This window comes from Kitasatospora sp. NPDC054795 (assembly GCF_053611565.1).
In genome coordinates, this window is the sequence record NZ_JBSHAP010000005.1 from 12,436 (window position 1) to 30,795 (window position 18,360).

Annotated in this window: 13 protein-coding genes; 6 read left to right on the forward strand and 7 right to left on the reverse strand. The window is 74.7% G+C overall.

All coding sequences use genetic code 11. The features are described from left to right. Positions 1-145 precede the first annotated feature (145 nt). Positions 146-991, forward strand: a complete 846-nt coding sequence (locus ACWGJO_RS02900) for a helix-turn-helix domain-containing protein (protein WP_452181934.1) — start codon at positions 146-148, stop codon at positions 989-991. Here ACWGJO_RS02900 and ACWGJO_RS02905 read toward each other — a convergent pair. After that, the gene (locus ACWGJO_RS02905; protein ID WP_452181835.1) at positions 919-2,997 is read right to left on the reverse strand and encodes a tetratricopeptide repeat protein; all 2,079 of its coding nucleotides are present in this window, start codon (positions 2,995-2,997) and stop codon (positions 919-921) included. The two genes, ACWGJO_RS02900 and ACWGJO_RS02905, sit on opposite strands and share 73 nt — an antisense overlap. Positions 2,998-3,364: 367 nt before the next feature. Between ACWGJO_RS02905 and ACWGJO_RS02910 the strand changes: the two genes are divergently transcribed. Next, positions 3,365-4,669 carry a cytochrome P450 gene (locus ACWGJO_RS02910; RefSeq protein WP_452181836.1) on the forward strand — a complete coding sequence of 435 codons (1,305 nt, stop codon included), beginning with the start codon at positions 3,365-3,367 and terminating at the stop codon, positions 4,667-4,669. A gap of 99 nt (positions 4,670-4,768) precedes the next feature. On the opposite strand, the gene ACWGJO_RS02915 is transcribed toward ACWGJO_RS02910, so the two are convergent. Both ACWGJO_RS02915 and ACWGJO_RS02920 read right to left on the reverse strand, forming a co-directional pair. Continuing rightward, a complete protein-coding gene (locus ACWGJO_RS02915) occupies positions 4,769-5,506 on the reverse strand; it encodes a response regulator transcription factor (protein WP_452181837.1) in 738 nt (245 codons plus the stop codon). Beyond that, positions 5,503-6,771, reverse strand: coding sequence for a sensor histidine kinase (locus ACWGJO_RS02920; protein ID WP_452181838.1), 1,269 nt, complete (start codon positions 6,769-6,771; stop codon positions 5,503-5,505). The genes ACWGJO_RS02915 and ACWGJO_RS02920 overlap by 4 nt, the downstream gene beginning before the upstream one ends. Before the next feature lie 254 nt (positions 6,772-7,025). On the opposite strand from ACWGJO_RS02920, the gene ACWGJO_RS02925 reads away from it, so the two are divergent. Further along, complete coding sequence (locus tag ACWGJO_RS02925) at positions 7,026-9,239, forward strand: MMPL family transporter (RefSeq protein WP_452181839.1); 2,214 nt, start codon at positions 7,026-7,028, stop codon at positions 9,237-9,239. A 107-nt stretch (positions 9,240-9,346) separates the two neighbouring features. On the opposite strand, the gene ACWGJO_RS02930 is transcribed toward ACWGJO_RS02925, so the two are convergent. Further along, positions 9,347-9,967 (reverse strand): L-threonylcarbamoyladenylate synthase, encoded by a 621-nt coding sequence (locus ACWGJO_RS02930; protein ID WP_452181840.1) that lies wholly within the window; start codon positions 9,965-9,967, stop codon positions 9,347-9,349. Positions 9,968-10,088: 121 nt separating this feature from the next. Beyond that, positions 10,089-10,502, reverse strand: a complete 414-nt coding sequence (locus ACWGJO_RS02935) for a Fur family transcriptional regulator (RefSeq protein WP_387688511.1) — start codon at positions 10,500-10,502, stop codon at positions 10,089-10,091. Positions 10,503-10,801: 299 nt separating this feature from the next. Between ACWGJO_RS02935 and katG the strand changes: the two genes are divergently transcribed. Further along, positions 10,802-13,018 carry a catalase/peroxidase HPI gene (katG, locus tag ACWGJO_RS02940; protein ID WP_452181841.1) on the forward strand — a complete coding sequence of 739 codons (2,217 nt, stop codon included), beginning with the start codon at positions 10,802-10,804 and terminating at the stop codon, positions 13,016-13,018. 58 nt (positions 13,019-13,076) lie between these two features. Here katG and ACWGJO_RS02945 read toward each other — a convergent pair whose 3' ends face one another. Continuing rightward, complete coding sequence (locus ACWGJO_RS02945; RefSeq protein ID WP_452181842.1) at positions 13,077-13,781, reverse strand: response regulator; 705 nt, start codon at positions 13,779-13,781, stop codon at positions 13,077-13,079. Beyond that, positions 13,778-15,016 (reverse strand): sensor histidine kinase, encoded by a 1,239-nt coding sequence (locus ACWGJO_RS02950; RefSeq protein WP_452181935.1) that lies wholly within the window; start codon positions 15,014-15,016, stop codon positions 13,778-13,780. Before ACWGJO_RS02950 ends, ACWGJO_RS02945 begins: the two co-directional genes overlap by 4 nt. Positions 15,017-15,226: 210 nt before the next feature. Between ACWGJO_RS02950 and ACWGJO_RS02955 the strand changes: the two genes are divergently transcribed. Together ACWGJO_RS02955 and ACWGJO_RS02960 are read left to right on the forward strand one after the other, a co-directional pair. Next, the gene (locus tag ACWGJO_RS02955) at positions 15,227-15,928 is read left to right on the forward strand and encodes an ABC transporter ATP-binding protein (protein WP_452181843.1); all 702 of its coding nucleotides are present in this window, start codon (positions 15,227-15,229) and stop codon (positions 15,926-15,928) included. Then, positions 15,925-18,306, forward strand: a complete 2,382-nt coding sequence (locus ACWGJO_RS02960; protein ID WP_452181844.1) for an FtsX-like permease family protein — start codon at positions 15,925-15,927, stop codon at positions 18,304-18,306. The genes ACWGJO_RS02955 and ACWGJO_RS02960 overlap by 4 nt, the downstream gene beginning before the upstream one ends. The last annotated feature ends 54 nt before the right edge of the window (positions 18,307-18,360 follow it).

The following is an 18,360-nucleotide window of genomic DNA, read 5'->3' on the forward strand; positions in this document are numbered from 1 at the left end:
TTTTTTTTATACCCCACTGCCCCCGCCCCCCCCCCCCCTCCCCGCCCCCCCCCCCGCGCCGCCCGCGCCGCGGCCCGCCCCCCCCGGCCCCCCGCGGGCCGTCCCCCCCCCCGCCCCCCCCACGGCGGCACCCGTCCGGGTGACAATCCATGACGTGAACCCGAGCAGCGCCCTGAGCGAATTCCTCCGCACCCGCCGCGCCGGCCTGCGGCCCGAGGACGTCGACCTCCCCGACTACGGCGGCCGCCGCCGCGTCGCCGGGCTGCGCCGCGAGGAGCTCGCCCAGCTTGCCGGAGTCAGCGTCGACTACTACACCCGCCTCGAACAGGGCCGCGTCGGCAACCCCTCGGACGCCGTCCTCGACGCCGTCGCCCGCGCCCTGCGGCTGGCCCCCGACGAGTCCGGCCACCTGCACCGCCTCGCCCGGCCCGCGGCCCGCCCCCGCCGCCCCGTCGAGCGCCAGCGGCCCCGCCCCTCGCTGCTGCGCCTGCTGGAGCAGCTCCCGTACACCCCGGCCCTGGTGATGGGCCACCGGATGGACGTCCTGGCCTGGAACCACGCCGCCGTCGCGCTCCTCGGCGACTACGGCGCCCTGCCGGTCGAGGAGCGCAACATCGCCCGCATCACCTTCCTCGACCCGGCCTCCCGCGAGCTCTACGCCGACTGGGCCGCGTGCGCCCGGGAGAACGTCGCCTTCCTCCACCTGGAGGCCGGCCGCCGCCCCGACGACCCGCTGCTCGCCGAGCTGATCGGCCAACTCTGCCTGGGCAGCGAAGAGTTCCAGCGGATGTGGGCCGACCACCCGGTCGCCGACAAGACCTCGGGCCGCAAGGCCTTCCGCCACCCCCTGGCCGGCACGCTGGACCTCGTGTACGACACCCTGCGGCCGGCCGACGACCCGGGCCAGGCGCTGGTGACCTACACCGCCGACCCGGGCTCGGCGTCGGACGACGGGCTGCGGCTGCTGCTGTCCTGGGCGGCCTCGGGCTGAGGATCCCCCGTCACTTCGAGCAGGTTCTCCCTGGCCAGCACGGTCGACGGATGGTCCGGCCCGAGGACGCGGTCGAGGTCCGCCGCCGCCCGGCGGAGCATCTCCACCCCTCGCTCCACGTCTCCGGCGTGCAGGTACATGACCGCGAGGTTGTTGCGGGACGTGAGGGTGTCCGGGTGGTCGACGCCGAGGACGCGCCGGCGGTCGGCGAGGACCTGCTCCTGGAGGCCGACGGCGTCCTCGACCCGACCGGCCTCCAGGTAGGTGGCGGCCAGGTTGTTGCGGGACGTGAGGGTGTCGGGGTGGTCGGCGCCCAGCTCGTGCCGGCGGTCGGCGAGGACCTGCTCCTGGAGACCGATGGCGTCCTCGACCCGACCGGCCTCCGAGTAGGTGGCGGCCAGGTTGTTGCGGGCCATCAGGACGGTGGGGTGGTCACTGCCGTGGAGGCGTTGGAGGTCGGCGAGGACCTGCTCCTGGAGACTCATCGCCTCGTCGGTGCGTCCGGCCTCCCAGCACGACTGCGCGAGGTTCCCGAGGGCCGCGAGGGTGTCGGGATGGTCGCCTCCCAGGACGCGCGAGCTCGTGGTGGCGAGATGTGTCCAGTACTGGATGCCGGTGGCGTACAGGCCCGCCTCCACGAGGCTGGCGCCGCAGCGGAACAGCAGCAGGTGCATCCCCAGCGGCCGCTGGATCAGGCCGGTCGGCCCGTGCCGGGTGAGCACGTCGGTGTTGGCCCGGAGCGTCGCGGCCAGACCCTGCACGCCGTAGTCCGCGGTCGGCCACAGTTCGAGAAGGGCCTCGGCGACCACGATGCCCGCCCGCGTCGAGTCGGGAGCCGTGTCGAGGGTGGCACGGGCGGTGAGCGCATGGAGGGTCACCTCCCGGTGGGAGGTCTCGGTGAGAGTGACGAGGCTGTAGTTGTGCAGGAGCGCGAGCGCCTCCATCGCGTCGTCGGCCGTGACGGGCGCGCCGCGGACCCCGCCGAGATGCTCCAGCACCGGCCCGGTGCCCCACAGCTCCTGCGGATGCCCGGCCGGGTCGAGCAGCGCCGCCAATCGGAGGACCGGCCCGGCGAGCCCGACCGGCTCCTCCTGCTGCGCCGCGTCGAGGGCCAGCAGCAGCGCCGCCGCGACCGGGCCGCGGTAGCCGTCGGCACCGGAGCGGGCCGGCAGCACGGCGTCCAGGCTGCGCGAGCGGTCGCGGAAGAGCTCCAGGTACCGGCCGCAGCCGCGCCGGGTGTTGACCATGCAGGCGGCCGCGTGGGCCAGCGCCAGCGGCAGGTGGCCCAGCGCCTCGGCGAGCTCCTCCGCGTGCTCGTCGAGGAAGCGGGCGCACTTGGCCCGCTCCAGCCGCTCGGCGAGATAGGCGGCGGACTCGGCGGGGGAGTACGTGGTGACATCCACGAGGGTCCGGTCGCCGCCCGTACTGGCGGCTCCCCGGTGGCGGGTGGTCGCGATGACCCGTCCGCGTCCGCCCCGGCTGGTGACGGGCCAGAGCTCCTCGGGCGTGTGCTCGGTGATGTTGTCGAGGACGACCAGCCAGCCCCGCTCGGTGGCGGCCAGCCAGGCGAGGAAGCGCTCCGCGTCCTGCTCGGCCGCCTCGCCGCTCGCCCCGGGCACCCGGAGCTCCGCGGCGGCCCGGGCGTACAGGTCGGTCACCGCGGAGGGCTCGGCCGCGTCGGCCCAAAGCACCAGGTCGGTGCCCGTCTCGACGGCCGCGCGCGCGTAGTGCGCCGCGAGCTGCGACTTGCCGACGCCGCCACCGCCCGCCAGCACCTGGCTCAGCACGACCGTCCCGTACTCCCCGCGGGCCTCGTCGATGGCCCGCCGCAGCTCCGCCCGGGGCTGGAAGGCCGTCGCCCTGGGCGGGATCCGCCCGATCACCACCGGCCACCGCACCTCGGCGGCCGGCGCGGCGTACTGGTGGACGGTCAGCTCGCGCGCCTGGAAGGCGCTGCCGTTGACCGTGCTGTTCTCGATGCCGTTCCTGACCTGCCAGCCCTGCACCTGCTCGCCCCCACCGCCCGGCGTGTCGTGGCCTCCATTATGGGAGACCCGGCCCTCCACGCCCTCGTCACAGGCGCGTCACCGGCCTCCCCGACGCGCTCGGCGCCGACATCGAACCGTGCCTGGCAGAACGTGCGCGCCTCGCGGCTCCGGCCGCCGTCGAGCGACTGTCCGGCCCCGTCCTCGGTGGCGGGCCGGAACCGGTCGGCCGGCGCGTGGCCCGTCGTGGCCCCGCCGGTCGGCGGCGTGGTCCAGCGCTCGCCGCCGTCGTCGAGGCGGCGATCGTCCGGACCGATCATCCCCTTGAACTCGAACGCCTTTTCACCGTCCATGACGTCGTGATGACCCTGGCGTACCGTCCGTCCATGTGACCCTCGATCAGGCGTACGTCAACCAGATCTTCCTCCCGGACACCTACGCCCACGGCGTTCCTCACGAACTCTTGCGGAAACTCCGCGAGTCCGTTCCCGTCTGTTGGGTCGAGGAGCCTCCGATCGGTGGGTGGCCCGGAGGCCCCGGGTACTGGGCGGTGCTGCGGCACGCGGATGTGAAGCACGTGCTGCGCAGCCCCGAGCTGTTCTCCTCGCACCTGGGCGCCACCCAGATCCGCGACCCCGACACCCCGGCGGACCTGGAGTTCGCCCGGGCGATGATGCTCAACCAGGACCCGCCCGGCCACTCCCGGCTGCGCCGGATCGTCGCCGCGGCGTTCACCCCGCGCGCCCTCGCGGAACTGGCCGAGGCGGTCGACGGCCGGGTGCGGGAGCTGATCGAGGAGGTGCGGCCGGCCGGTCGCGCGGACTTCGTCCGGCTCGCCGCCGACCTGCCGGTGTGGACACTGGCCCGGGTGATGGGCGTGCCGGAGCAGGACCGGTTGTTGCTGCTGGACTGGGCGAACCGCGTGATCGGCTACCAGGACGCCGACTACGCCCACTCCAGCACAGTGGAGCCGGCCGCACTCACCGAGCTCGGCCGTGCCGCGCTCGCCCACCGCCCCACCACCCGGACCGCCCCGGACGGCCGCCCGGTCAACCCCCGCTCCCGCGCCGCGCTGGCGGACATGTTCGCCTACGCCCACGGCCTGGCCCGGCGGCCCGCCCCGGCCGGCGGCCTGCTCTCCCGGACGCTCGAAGCGGGGCTGACGGCCGAGGAGTTCGAGACCATGTTCTTCCTCTTCGCCGTCGCCGGGAACGAGACCGTCCGCAACGGCCTGCCCGGCGGCCTGTACACCCTGCTCGGCCACCCCGAGCAGTACCAACTGCTGTGCGCGAACCCGGACCTGGTGCCCTCCGCGGTCGAGGAGATGCTGCGCCACTGGCCACCGGTGACGGACTTCCGCCGCACGGCGACGCGGGACGTGGAGCTGGGCGGCCGGACGATCCGGCGGGGCGACAAGGTGGTGGTCTACCACGCCTCCGCCAACCGGGACGCGGCGGTGTTCCCCGAGCCGGACCGCTTCGACATCACCCGCAGCCCGAACGACCACGTGAGCTTCGGCCACGGCCCGCACTTCTGCCTCGGTGCCCAACTCGCCCGGCTCCAGCTGCGATCGATGCTGCGCCGGCTGATCGAGCGCCTCCCCGGGCTCGCGCTGGTGCCGGGCCGGCCGCCGCGGCACCTGGTCTCCAACTTCCAGAACGGCCTCAAGTCGCTCCCTGTCCAGTGGACTTAGACGGGGCATGCCTCGTCGGCCGCGACGGTCGATGGTTCCCGGAGGCGGCGGCCCGGCGAGCCCTCCGGGCCGCCGGGCGCGGCCCGCGCGGCCGTTCGGCTAGGCGCGCCCTTCGGCCTGGTCGCCGTTCCCCGTGCGGGCGGTGACCAGGCCGGACTCGTAGGCCGCGATGACGGCCTGGGCGCGGTCCCGGACGTCGAGCTTGCCGAAGATGCTGGTGATGTAGTTCTTCACCGTCGACACGCTGATGTCCAGGGCCAGCGAGATCGCGGAGTTGTCGAGACCGGTGGCGATCAGCCGCCACACCTCGACCTCCCGGGGTGTGAGGTCGCCCGTGCCGGCCGCGGCCGGCGGCGGGGCGGCGGTGACCGGTGCCCGGACGTAGGCGGAGATCAGCCGCGTGAGCAGGCGCGGAGCGACCACCGCCTCCCCGGCGTGCACGGTCCGGATCGCCGTGCCGAGCTCCTCCGGGGAGACGTCCTTGGGCAGGAACCCGTGGGCACCGGCGCGCAGCGCGGCCACCACGTACTCGTCCATGTCGAAGGTGCTGAGGGCGAGCACCCGGCAGCCGGGCAGGACGCGGGTCAGCTCCTCGGTCGCGCCGACGCCGTCCAGGACGGGCATCCGGATGTCCATCACCACGACGTCGGGGCGCAGCCGGAGGGCGGCGGCGACGGCCCGCTCCCCGTCCTCGGCCTCGCCGACCACCTCGAAGGACGGGTCGGGGAACAGGATCAGGGACAGGCCGCGGCGGACCAGCGGCTGGTCGTCGACGATGAGCACCTTGATCGCCGGGGCGGGCCCGGTGCCGTCGGTACGGTCGGTCGGCCCGCTCACCGGCTCGCCCCGCTCTGCTGGACGGCGGCCTCGGACGATTCGGCGGCGGTCAGCGGCAGCTCGGCCACCACGGCGAAGCCGCCGCCCGGCTGCGGGCCGGTCTCCAGGGTGCCGCCGTGCAGGGCGACGCGCTCGCGCATGCCGATCAGGCCGTACCCCGCCCGGCCCGCCCTCGGGGCCCACTCCGGCGGGGGTGCGCCGCCGCCGTCGTCCCGCACCTCGACGGTGATCCGGTCCGGGTGATACGCCAGGCGGACGGAGGCCCGGGCGGGGCCGGCGTACTTGCGGGCGTTGGTGAGGCCCTCCTGGACGATCCGGAACACGGTCAGGCCGACGGTGGGCGGCAGCGGGCGCCGGGGCCCGTCGACGGTGAACTCGGTCGGCAGCCCGGCCAGGCAGGACTCGTCCACCAGCCGGTCGACCTCCTCCGCCGAGGGCTGGGGCAGCGGCGGGGCGGCGTCCGGCTCGTCGCCGGCCCGCAGGACGTTCAGCAGCTGGCGCATCTCGCTCAGGGCCAGCCGTCCCGAGGACTCCAGGGTGACCAGGGCGTCCCGGACCACGTCCGGCCTGCCGAGGTTGGCGCGGGCGCCGCCGGACATCAGCTGCATGGTGGTGATGTGGTGGGCCACGATGTCGTGCAGTTCCCTCGCGATGCGGCGGCGCTCCTCGGCGACCGCCCGGTCGGCCAGCAGCTGGCGGTTGGCGGCCACCTCCCGCTGCCAGCGGGAGACCGCCAGACCGGTGCCGCCCACCAGGGCGGCGGACACCGGCGCGGCGGTGACCCCCTCCCAGGTCAGGTGCTGGAAGTGGCCCTGGCCGAGCGGGGTCACCAGCGACGTCGCCGCGATGGCGGCCGCGGTCACCGGGAGGGTACAGGTGCGGCCGACGGCGAAGAGGGCCACGGTCAGCACGGCGCCGAAGTGGGTGTCGAGCGGGGCGGAGAAGAGGTCGACGGCCGTCTGGAGGAGCAGGACGGCCGCGAGCGCCGGCAACGGGCGGCTGCGCCGGGCGAGCAGCGGCAGGCACGACAGGACGACCAGGGCGAAGACCGGCACGGTGATGCCCCGGCCACCGGCCACCTGGCCGAGGAGCAGGCACCTGAGCAGGTCGAGCGTGCCGGCGCAGACTGCCACCAGGGCGTCGGCCTGGGTCCACGGCAGCCCGTCCGGCCACCGTCCCGGCCGTCCGCCGGGGTCGTTCCCCGTCCGCCCCCTCGGCGGGCCGTCCGTACCCGCGGCCGCCTCGGCGTGCTGACGCCCGTCCATCTGGTCCTCCCGGCTGATCACTGACGGAGCCATTCTGGCATCGCCCCGTCGGCCCGGACGTGGTCCCCTCGGCCGACGCCGGGAGGGCGGACCAGGACCACGGTCCTGGTTCCGTCCCAGGTGGAGGACCGCGGGCCCCGGCACGGATCGTCCGCTGCCCGGACGCCCGGCACCCCCTCGCCCTGATGGTCTTGAGGCAGGCCGGGAGCCCCCGGCACCGACACCGACGTTCGCGTCCATCAGCCGGAGGAATCGTGATCCGCGCACTGACCGGATTCTCCACCAGACACGCGTGGAAGGTCATCGCCGTCTGGGCGGTGCTGGGACTGGGGCTGAGCGTCCTGGCACCGATGCTGATGTCCCGGGTGACCGGGGCCCAGACCGGCGACTTCCTGCCGCGCAGCTACGACTCGGCGGCCGCGCTGCGCATCGCCGAGGAGAACTTCGGCGTGAAGCCGGACGCCACCACGGTCACGGTGCTGGTCGCCCGGACCGACGGCAAGGCGCTCAGCGCCGCCGAGCAGCAGCAGGTCGAGGCCGAGGCGGCGAAGCTGGCCAAGCGCCGGGTCGTCATGCCGAGGAAGCCGGACGAGCCGGCGTTCCTGGTGCCCGACCACTCCCAGACGCCCCGGGTCGCGCCCGCCATGGTGGCGCCCGACCGGACCTTCGAACTGCTCTCGGTCGAGCTGACCGGCAACGCGGCCGAGGAGGGGGTGCAGAACGTCTACAAGACCTTCCGGGACGACGCCCGCGCGCGGTTCGCCGAGATCGGGATGCGCACCGGGTTCACCGGCGGCCTGGCCCAGGGCTCCGACAGCGCCGACGCCAACCGCACCGCCTCGATCGTCGGCAGCGCCCTCATCATGGCTCTGATCGTGCTGCTCAATGTGCTGGTGTTCCGCAGCGTGCTCGCGGCCGTGCTGCCGCTGCTCGCGGTCGCCGTGATCGGCGGTGCGGCCGGCGGAGCGGTGGCCGGCGCGGCGGCGCTCAGCGGCCTGAAGCTGGACGCCTCCACCCCGGGCCTGATCTCCGTGGTCCTGCTCGGCATCGGCGTCGACTACCTGCTGTTCCTGCTCTTCCGGTTCCGCGAGCACCTGCGGGCGCGACCCGACCAGCCCGTCCGCGAGGCCGCCGCCGAGGTGGCGGGCCGGGTGGGCACCGCGATCACCTCCGCCGCGCTGACCATCGTCGCCGCCTTCGCCACCCTGGGCGTGGCGAGCTTCGGCCAGTTCCGTTCGCTCGGCCCGGCCATCGCCGTCGCGGTGCTGGTCATGCTGCTGGGCAGCCTCACCCTGATGCCGGCGCTGCTCGCTGCCTGCGGGCGCGGGATGTTCTGGCCGTCGCGCACCCTGCGGCAGGTTCCGCGGGAGGGCGTCGCCGCCCGCTTCGGCGACCTCGTGGCCCGCCGGCCGCTGGCGCTGCTGATGGCCTCCGTCGCGCTGCTCGGCGTGCTGGCCGCCGGCACGGTCGGGCTCCGGATGAACTACAGCCTGGCGGACGGCTCCACGACGGCGGCCTCGGCCACTGCCGCGGAGATCTCCCGCGCCCTGCCGGCCGGGGTGTCCGACCCGACGAGCGTCTACCTCGTCGCCAAGGACGGCGGCGCCCTCGACGCCGGCCGGTTCGACGCTCTCTCCCGCGCCCTGACCGGCGTCGAGGGGGTCGGCCAGGTGGGCCGGACCGTCCTCAGCGAGGACCACCGCGCCGCCCGGATCGACGTCTACCTGAACGCCGACCCGCAGAGCCAGCGGGCCCGTGACCTGGCCTCCGGACCGGTCCGGGCCGCGGTGGCCGCGCACACCCCGCCCGGGGCCGCGGGCCACGTGGGCGGCACGGCGGCGATCTTCGCGGACGTCTCCACCGCCGTCGACCACGACCTGACCGTGGTCTTCCCGGTCGCGGCCGCCCTGATCGCCCTGATCCTGCTGCTGCTCCTGCGCAGCCTGCTGGCCCCGGTGGTGCTGATGCTGGCCGTCGGCCTCGGGTTCGCCGCCACCCTCGGCGCCGCCGCGCTGCTGTTCCAGCACGGCCTGGGTGAGCCCGGCGTCGCCTTCACGCTCCCGCTGGTGCTGTTCCTGTTCGTCGTCGCCCTGGGCACCGACTACAACATCCTCATCACCGATCGCATCCGCGAGGAGATGCGGCGACCGGGTTCGTCCCGGGCCGCCGTGGCCCGCGCCGTCCGGCACACCGCCCCCGCCGTCGCCACGGCCGGTGCCGTCCTGGCGGGTTCCTTCGCCACCCTGGCGACCACCCCGGGCAGCGAGCAGATCGCCTTCTCGCTGACCCTCGGCATCCTGCTCTCCGCCCTGGTCCTCTCGCTCGGCGTGGTCCCGGCCCTGGCCGCTCTCCTCGGCCGCGCCCTCTGGTGGCCCCTGCGCCCCGCCCCGACCACGACGGCACCGGACTCCGCCGCGGCCCCGGTGGCCGCCCCGCGCCCCGCCCCGGACCGCATCGGCACCCGCTGAGCACACCGGTTTCCACCGAGGCGTTCCCTCCCGGGGACCCCTCGGGCCCGGCCCCGAGCCGTGCCCGAGGGGTCCCCGGCGTCATGGCCGCCGCGACCCCCGGCCCGTCACTCGAAGCGCGCCGGGTCGCCGGCCCCGCGCCGGACGATCTCCGCCTCGCCGCTGGAGAAGTCGACGACCGTCGTCGGCACCGTGCCGCAGTCGCCCGAATCCAGCACGGCGTCCAGCACGTGGTCGAGCCGCTCCTTGATCTCCCACCCCTGGGTCATCGGCTCGTCCTCGCCGGGGAGGAGCAGGGTGCTGGAGACCAGCGGCTCACCGAGTTCGGCGAGCAGGGCCCGGGTGACGGCGTGATCGGGGATCCGCACCCCGACCGTCTTCTTCTTCGGGTGCATCAGGCGGCGCGGCACCTCCTTGGTGGCGGGGAGGATGAAGGTGTAGCTGCCCGGCGTCGAGGCCTTGACGGCGCGGAAGACGTCGTTGTCGATGTGGACGAACTGGCCCAGCTGGGCGAAGTCCATGCACATCAGCGTGAAGTGGTGGCGGTCGTCGAGACGCCGGATCGACCGGATCCGTTCGAGGCCGTCGCGGTTCTCCAGGCGACAGCCCAGGGCGAAACAGGAGTCGGTCGGGTACGCGATGAGGTTCCCGGACCGGAGACCGGCGGCCACGGTGCCGATGGTGCGCGGCTGGGGGGACTCTGGATGCACGTCGAAGTACTTCGCCATTGGCCGACCCTACGGGATCCCGGTCGTCGACCGGTGCAGCCGCCGCGTTCCACCCCCGGTGCCCGGCGCTCGGGGCCGCGCCGCCGGGCACCGTCCCGCGTCCGGCCGGCCGCCGGGGCGGTCAGCCCGCGCAGTCCGGGCAGAGCCCCCGATAGGTGACCTCCGCCTGCACCACGGCGAACCCGAAGCGCTGCTCGGCCGGAAGGTCGGAGAGCGGATTGCCCCGCGGATGGACGTCGCGGATGGCGCCGCAGCCGTTGCAGATCAGGTGCTGGTGCGGGTGGTGGGCGTTCGGGTCGTAGCGCTTGGCGCGCCCGTCGGTGGCCACCTCGACGACCTCGCCCAGGGTGACCAGTTCACCGAGCGTGTTGTAGACCGTCGCCCGGGAGATCTCCGGGAGGCGCTCCGCCGCCCGGGCGTGCACCTCGTCGGCGGTCAGGTGCACGTGCTCGCCGTCCAGGACCTCGGCCACGACACGCCGCTGGGAGGTGAGGCGCCAGCCGCGCCCGCGCAGCCGCTCCAGCAGGTCACTCATATCGGTTCACCTATTCAGGTCAAGGGGAGGACCGGAGTTTACCAATTCACTTCCGGTGCCTTCCGGTTCCCGATCGGATATGGCTTTGGTGTCTTTCTTGACTTGGATTCCGTCCATCGTAGGATCGGCTCCGGCGCTAGCCTGGGTGGCAGCAGCACGTGACTCCCGTCACTGCCGTGCGCAACGGCGGGCAGTGACAGCAGTGGCAACACGCGGCGCGCCAGGACCAGACAGCAGCAGTAGGTGCCGTAGGTAGCAGATGAAGACACCGTGATCCGCCTTGTGAGGGAAGGATTCCCATGTCTGACAACCACGATGCAACCGGCGTAGAGGCGAACGCGGAGGGCTGCCCGGTGAACCACGGGCGGGCGCCGCACCCCACCCAGGGCGGTGGGAACCGCCAGTGGTGGCCGGAACGGCTCAACCTGAAGATCCTCGCGAAGAACCCGGCGGTGGCCAATCCGCTCGGTGGCGGATTCGACTACGCCGAGGCCTTCAAGACCCTCGACCTCCCGGCCGTCAAGCGGGACATCCAGGAGGCCCTCACCACCTCGAAGGACTGGTGGCCGGCCGACTTCGGCTACTACGGCCCCTTCATCATCCGGATGGCCTGGCACAGCGCCGGCACCTACCGGATCAGCGACGGCCGCGGCGGCGCCGGCGGCGGCCAGCAGCGCTTCGCCCCGCTGAACAGCTGGCCCGACAACGCCAGCCTCGACAAGGCCCGCCGCCTGCTGTGGCCGGTGAAGAAGAAGTACGGGCGCGCCCTGTCCTGGGCCGACCTGATCATCCTGTCCGGCAACGTGGCCCTGGAGGGCATGGGCTTCGCCACCTTCGGCTTCGGCGGCGGCCGGGTCGACGAGTGGGAGCCGGACGAGGACGTCTACTGGGGCCCGGAGACCACCTGGCTCGGCGACGAGCGCTACACCGGCGACCGCGAGCTGGAGAACCCGCTGGCCGCCGTCCAGATGGGCCTGATCTACGTCAACCCCGAGGGCCCCAACGGCAACCCGGACCCGATCGCCGCCGCCCGCGACATCCGCGAGACCTTCTACCGGATGGCGATGGACGACGAGGAGACCGTCGCGCTGATCGCCGGCGGCCACACCTTCGGCAAGACCCACGGCGCCGGCCCGGCCGACAGCGTCGGCCCGGCTCCCGAGGACGCCCCGATCGAGCAGCAGGGCCTCGGCTGGAAGAGCACCTTCGGCACCGGCGTCGGTAGCGACGCGATCACCAGCGGTCTGGAGGGCACCTGGACGCCCACCCCGATCACCTGGGACAACAGCTTCTTCGAGACGCTGTTCGGCTACGAGTGGGAGCTCACCAAGAGCCCGGCCGGCGCGCACCAGTGGAAGCCCAAGGACGGCGGCGGCGAGGGCACCGTCCCGGACGCCCACGACCCGGCCAAGCGGCACGTGCCGATCATGCTCACCACGGACCTGTCGCTGCGCTTCGACCCGGTCTACGAGCCGATCTCCCGGCGCTTCCTGGAGAACCCGGAGGAGTTCGCCGACGCCTTCGCCCGCGCCTGGTACAAGCTGACCCACCGCGACATGGGCCCGGTGGTCCGCTACCTCGGCCCCGAGGTCCCGAGCGAGCACCTGCTCTGGCAGGACCCGCTGCCGGGGGTCACGTACCGGCCGATCGGCGCGGCCGACGTCGCCGACCTCAAGCGGCGGATCAACGCCACCGGCCTGTCGGTGTCCGAACTGGTCTCCACCGCCTGGGCGGCGGCCTCCTCCTTCCGCTCCAGCGACAAGCGCGGCGGCGCCAACGGCGGCCGCATCCGGCTCCAGCCGCAGATCGGCTGGGAGGTCAACGAGCCCGACCGGCTGGCCACGGTGCTGCGCGCCCTGGAAGGCGTGCAGCAGGAGTTCGACGCGCAGGCCGGCGACAAGCGGGTCTCGCTCGCGGACCTGGTGGTGCTGGCCGGCGGCGTCGGCATCGAGCAGGCCGCCAGGGCGGCCGGGCTGGCCGTCGAGGTGCCGTTCGCGCCCGGCCGGGTGGACGCACCGCAGGAGCTGACCGACACCGAGTCCTTCGCCGCGATGGAGCCCAAGGCGGACGGCTTCCGCAACTGGGTCGGCAAGGGCAACCGGCTGCCGGCCGAGTACCTGCTGCTCGACAAGGCCAACCTGCTGGGCGTCAGCGCGCCCGAGCTGACCGTCCTGGTCGGTGGCCTGCGCGTGCTGGGCGCCAACCACGGCGGGTCCACGCACGGTGTGCTCACCGGGACCCCCGGCGTGCTGACGAACGACTACTTCGTCAACCTGCTGGACCTGGACACCGCTTGGAAGGCCACCTCGGAGGACGCCCACACCTTCGAGGGCCGGGACGGTTCGGGCCGGGTGCGCTGGACCGGCACCCGCGCCGACCTGGTCTTCGGCTCGAACGCCGAACTGCGGGCCGTCGCCGAGGTGTACGCGGCCGACGACGCCAAGGAGAAGTTCGTCGAGGACTTCGTCGCGGCCTGGGTCAAGGTCATGAACGCGGACCGCTTCGACCTCCGCTGATCCGCGGCGCCTGACGACGGGAGCCCGGGGCGGCAAGGCCCCGGGCTCCCGTCGCGCGTCACCGGCCCCCGGCCGGATCGGCGACGGACCCCACGCTGACCAGCCCGGTCTCGTACGCCGCGACCACCACCTGGGCCCGGTCCCGCAGGCCCAGCTTGCCGAGGATCCGGGCCACGTGCGTCTTCACCGTCGCCTCGGACAGCCCCAGCCGGGCGGCGAGCTCGGCGTTGCTGAGGCCGCGGGCGAGCAGCCCCGTCACCTCCAGCTCGCGCGGGGTGAGCGTGCCCAGCTCCCGGTGCGGGGCGGCGACGGGGCCGGTCGGGCTCTCCGGGCGGGCGAAACGCTCGACCAGACGGCGGGTGATCGCCGGGGCGAGCAGCGCGTCCCCGGTGCGGACCAGCCGGACGGCGGCCGCCAGGTGCTCCGGGGTGACGTCCTTCAGCAGGAAGCCGCTGGCCCCGGCAGCCATCGCCGCGTAGACATAGTGGTCGAGGTCGAAGGTGGTCAGCATGATGATCCGCGGCGGCTCCTTCGCGCCGTCCGCCAGGATCCGGCGGGCGGCCTCCAGCCCGTCCAGGCCGGGCATCCGGATGTCCATCAGCACCACGTCCGGCCGGCAGCGGCGGACGGCGGCGACGGCCTGCTCGCCGTCCTCGGCCTCGGCCACCACCTCGATGCCCTCCGACTCCAGGATCAGCCTGAACCCGGTGCGGACCAGGGCCTGGTCATCGGCGACCACCACCCGCAGCGGCTGCTCGGTCATGAACTCTCCAGGGGAATCAGGGCCTTGACGCGGTAGCCGCCGCGCGGCCGGGGGTCGGTGTGCAGGGTGCCGCCGTAGACGGCGAGGCGTTCGCGCAGGCCGAGCAGGCCGCGTCCGTTGCCGGTGGCGGCGGCGCCGGTGGGGCGGCCTCCGGTGTCGGTGACCTCCACCAGCAGCCGGTCGGGGGCGTACTCGACGGTCACCGCGGCGTGGGCGCCGCCCGCGTGCTTGACGGTGTTGGTGAGCGCCTCCTGGACGACCCGGTAGGCGGCCAGCTCGACCCCGGGCGGGACGGCGCGGCGCTCGCCGCGGACGGTCAGCTCGACCGGCAGCCCGGCCTGCCGGACGCCGTGGACCAGCGTCTCCAGCCGGCCGAGGCCCGGCTGCGGGCTGAGGCCGGCCCCGGCGGCCGGGTTGTCGGCACTCTCCGAGTCGATGGTCAACAGGCCCATCACGTGCCGGAGTTCGGTCATCGCCGCGCGGCCGCCGGACTCCACCGCGAGCATCGCCTCGCGGGCCCTCTCCGGCGCGGTGTCCAGGATCTTGCGGGCCGCCCCGGCCTGGATCGTCATCATGCTCACGTTGTGGGTGACGACATCGTGCAACTCCCGGGCGATCCTGGCCCGTTCGAGCTCCACCGCGCGCTGCAGCGCGGCCAGCTGCTCGCGCTCCAGGGCGGAGAGCCGCTCCCGCCCCTCCTCCACCCGGCGGCGCCACATCCGCAGTTCGTACGCGACCGCGAACACCGGCACCAGAAGCAGGACGGCGATCACCCCGTTGGGGAAGTGCGGCAGTTTGGCCGCGGAGAAGAGCACCACCAGGGCGGCGGTGGCGGCCGGCAGGCCGAGCAGCAGGGCCCGGGGGCGGCGCCCGTACGCGGCGGCGCTGTACGCGGCGACGACCACCGCCACGCCCGCCGAGTACGCGATGTCCTGCGACTGGTGCCGGACCAGCAGCGCGGCCGGCAGCACCGTCCACAGCACCGCCAGCGGGTAGCGGCGGCGCAGGACCAGCGGCAGCGGGACGAGCGGCACCACCAGCAGCAGCCAGGACAGCGCCGTCCCGTGCGGGCCGCCCGCGATGGTCGCGTAGCGCCCGCCGGTGAAGGCGAGGAAGAGGGCCAGGGCCACGTCGAAGGCCTGGCCGCGCCGGGTCGGCCGGGGAGGCGGCGCGGTGCCCGGGCCGTCGGCCGGGCGGACCGCCGCGCGCAGCCGGCGCACCGTCGGATGGTTGATCACCGGGACATTGTGGGGGCCTCGGGCCCCGCGGGACAGCCCCGCGGCCGGGGGGTGGCCGGTACTCCCCACGACTACATCGGAGGGATGACACCGGCGGCCGTCCACCCGACGCGGTACGGAACCTGCGGCGCTCGGCGGACGCGGACCCGCGCCGCCCGTCCGTACCTTCGTCGCGGCACCAGACGGGAAGCGACGAGGAGCGGGGACATGAACAGCGATCCGGTGATCGAACTGAGCGGCGTGAGCCGCCACTACGAGGGCGCCCGGGCGGCCCTGGACGACGTCACGCTGAACGTGCGGGCGGGGGAGTCGGTGGCCGTGCTCGGCCCGTCCGGCAGCGGGAAGTCCACCCTGCTGAACCTGGTCGCCGGGCTGGACCGGCCCAGCGCCGGGACGGTGACCGTGGCCGGGGTACGGGTGGACCGGCTGGGCGAGGCGGCCTCGGCCCGCTACCGGCGCGGCACGATCGGCATGGTGTTCCAGTTCTTCAACCTGCTGGACGACCTCACCGTGGCCGACAACGTGGTGCTGGCCGGCGAACTGGCCGGCGTCCCGCGCGCCGAGGCCCGGCGCCGGGCGGCCGAACTGCTGGAGGCGCTCGGAATCGACCGCCACACCCGCGCCCACCCGGGCCGGCTCTCCGGCGGCGAGCGCCAACGCGTCGCGGTGGCGAGGGCGTTGATGAACCGGCCGGCCCTGCTGCTGGCGGACGAGCCGACCGGCGCGCTGGACTCGGCCGCCGGCGAGGACGTCAAGGAGCTGTTCCGCGACCTGCACGAGGACGGGCAGACCGTCCTGCTCGTCACCCACGACCTGGCCCTGGCCGAGGACTGCGCCACCCGGACGGTCCGGATGCGGGACGGCCGGGTCGAGGCGGACTCGGCTTCGGCTTCGGCGGTGGCGTCATGACCGCGCTCGGCAGGGTCGTGCGCGCGGGTGTGCGCAGGCGCCGGACGCAGTCCGTCGCCGTCGGACTGGCCGCGCTGGTGGCCACCACCTGCTCCGTCCTCGGCGGCTCGCTGCTGGTCGCCTCCCGGGCCCCCTTCGAGCAGGCCTTCGACGGCCAGCACGGCGCCCACCTCACCGCACGCTTCGACGGCGCCCGGGCGAGCGCCGACCAGCTCGCCGCCACCGCGCACGCCCCCGGGGTGACGGCCGCCGCCGGGCCGTACCGCACCGTCACCGTCGACCCCGAGCCCGGCTCCGGCACGGACCTGCCGCCCGGGATCACGATGGCGCCGATGACCGTCACCGGCCGCGCCGCGGCCACCGTCGGGGTCGACGACGTCACTCTGCTCCAAGGGAGTTGGCCGCAGCAGCCGGGCGAGGTGGTGATCGAGGCCGGGTACGGCGACAAGCCCCGGCAACCGGGCGGCACCCTGCGGCTGCCCGGCCTGCCGGGCGCGCCCACCCTCAGGGTCGTCGGCTTCGCCCGTTCCGTCAGCCGGACCTCGGACGCCTGGGTGACCCCGGACGGCATCGCCGCCCTCACCGCACCCGGCAGCGCCCCCGGCTACGAGATGCTCTACCGCTTCACGGACACCGGCACCGCCGACGCCATGGCCGCCGACCGGGCCGCCGTGGCCGCGGCCGCCCCCGCCGGGGCGCTCACCGGTGCGCAGTCCTGGCTCACCGCCAAGCAGGGCTCGGACCGCAACACCGCCCTGTTCCTGCCCTTCATGGTCGCCTTCGGCCTGCTCGGGATGGCCATGTCGGTCCTGGTCGCGGGCAATGTGGTGGCCGGCGCCGTCGGCACCGCCACCCGGCGGATCGGCGTGCTCAAGGCGCTCGGCTGCACCCCCGCCCAGGTGGTGCGCGCGTACGTCGCCCAGGCACTGATCCCGGCCGGCGCCGGCACCCTGCTCGGGGTGGTCGCGGGCAACGCACTGACCGTCCCGGTGCTCGCCACCACCGGATCGCTCTACGGCACCACCGCCTCGGGCCTCGCCCCCTGGGTGGACGCCGCCGTGGCGGGCGGCACCCTGGCCGCCGTCGCCCTGGTCGCCTGGGCCGCCGCCGCCCGCGCCGGACGGCTGCGCACGGTGGACGCGCTCGCCGTCGGCCGTACGGCGGGCGGCACCCGGCGGGACGCGTTCGCCACCCTGGCCGCCGCGTCGGCCGCCCGGCTGCCGCTGCCCCGCCCGCTGACCCTCGGCCTCGCCCAGCCCTTCGCCCGCCCGGCCCGCGCGGCCGGGATGCTCGCGGCGGTGCTCTTCGGCACGGCGGCGGCCGTCTTCGCGGTGGGCATGGGCGGGACGATGGGCTGGGTGCAGCAGGCGAAGACACGGGACGCCGGGGACCTCGTGGTGCACCCGACGCGCCCGGACGGCCCGCCCGGGGCGGTTCCGGCGGGCAGGCCGGTCCCGGCCGACCGGGCCGTCGTCACCGCGGCGCTGGACGCCCGGCCCGGCACCGCCGCGTACTTCGGCAGCGGCACCGAGGACGTCACCGTCCCCGGGGTGGCCGGCAGCACCACGGTGACCGCCTTCGACGGCGACTCCTCCTGGGCGGGCTACCGGATGGTCACCGGGCGCTGGTACCGGGGCCCGGGCGAGGCCGTCGCCCCGGCCACCTTCCTGACCGAGGCCTCCGTCGGGCTCGGCGACCGCGTGACCTTCACGAGCCACGGCCGGCCGGTCACCGTCCGGATCGTCGGCGAGGTCTTCGACCCGCACGTGCAGACCAACGAGCTGTTCACCGACGCCGCGAGCTACCCGTCCGGAGCGGCCCCGGCACCGGACTTCTGGGTCGTCGAACTGAAGCCCGGCACCGACCGGACCGCCTACGCCACCGCACTCGGCGCCGCGCTCGCCCCGGAGCACATGACCGCCGACACCGGCGGGCCGCACGGCTCCAGCGGCTCGATCGCCGCACTGAACTCGCTCACCGCCACCCTGACCGCCCTGCTGCTCGTGGTCGCCGGGCTCGGGGTGTTCAACACCGTCGTCCTGGAGATCCGCGAGCGCACCCGGGACACGGGCGTCACCAAGGCGCTCGGCATGACCCCGGCGCAGACCGTGGGCGTCGTCCTCGCCTCGGTGGTCCCGGTCGGGGCCGTCGGCGGCGCGGTCGGACTGCCGGCGGGCCTGCTGCTGCACGGCCTGACGGTGCCCGCGATGGGCCGCAGCGCCGGGCTGACCTTCCCGGCCTCCGCGCTGGACGTGTTCGGCACCCCGGTGCTGGTCCTGCTCGCCCTCGGCGGCGTGCTGATCGCCCTGCTCGGCGCCCTGCTCCCGGCCGTACGGGCGGCGCGGGCGCGCACGGTGGACGCGCTGCGGGCGGAGTGAGGGCGGGGGTGTGAGGGCGGGCGGAGTGACGGCGAGGGAGTGACGGCGAGGCCG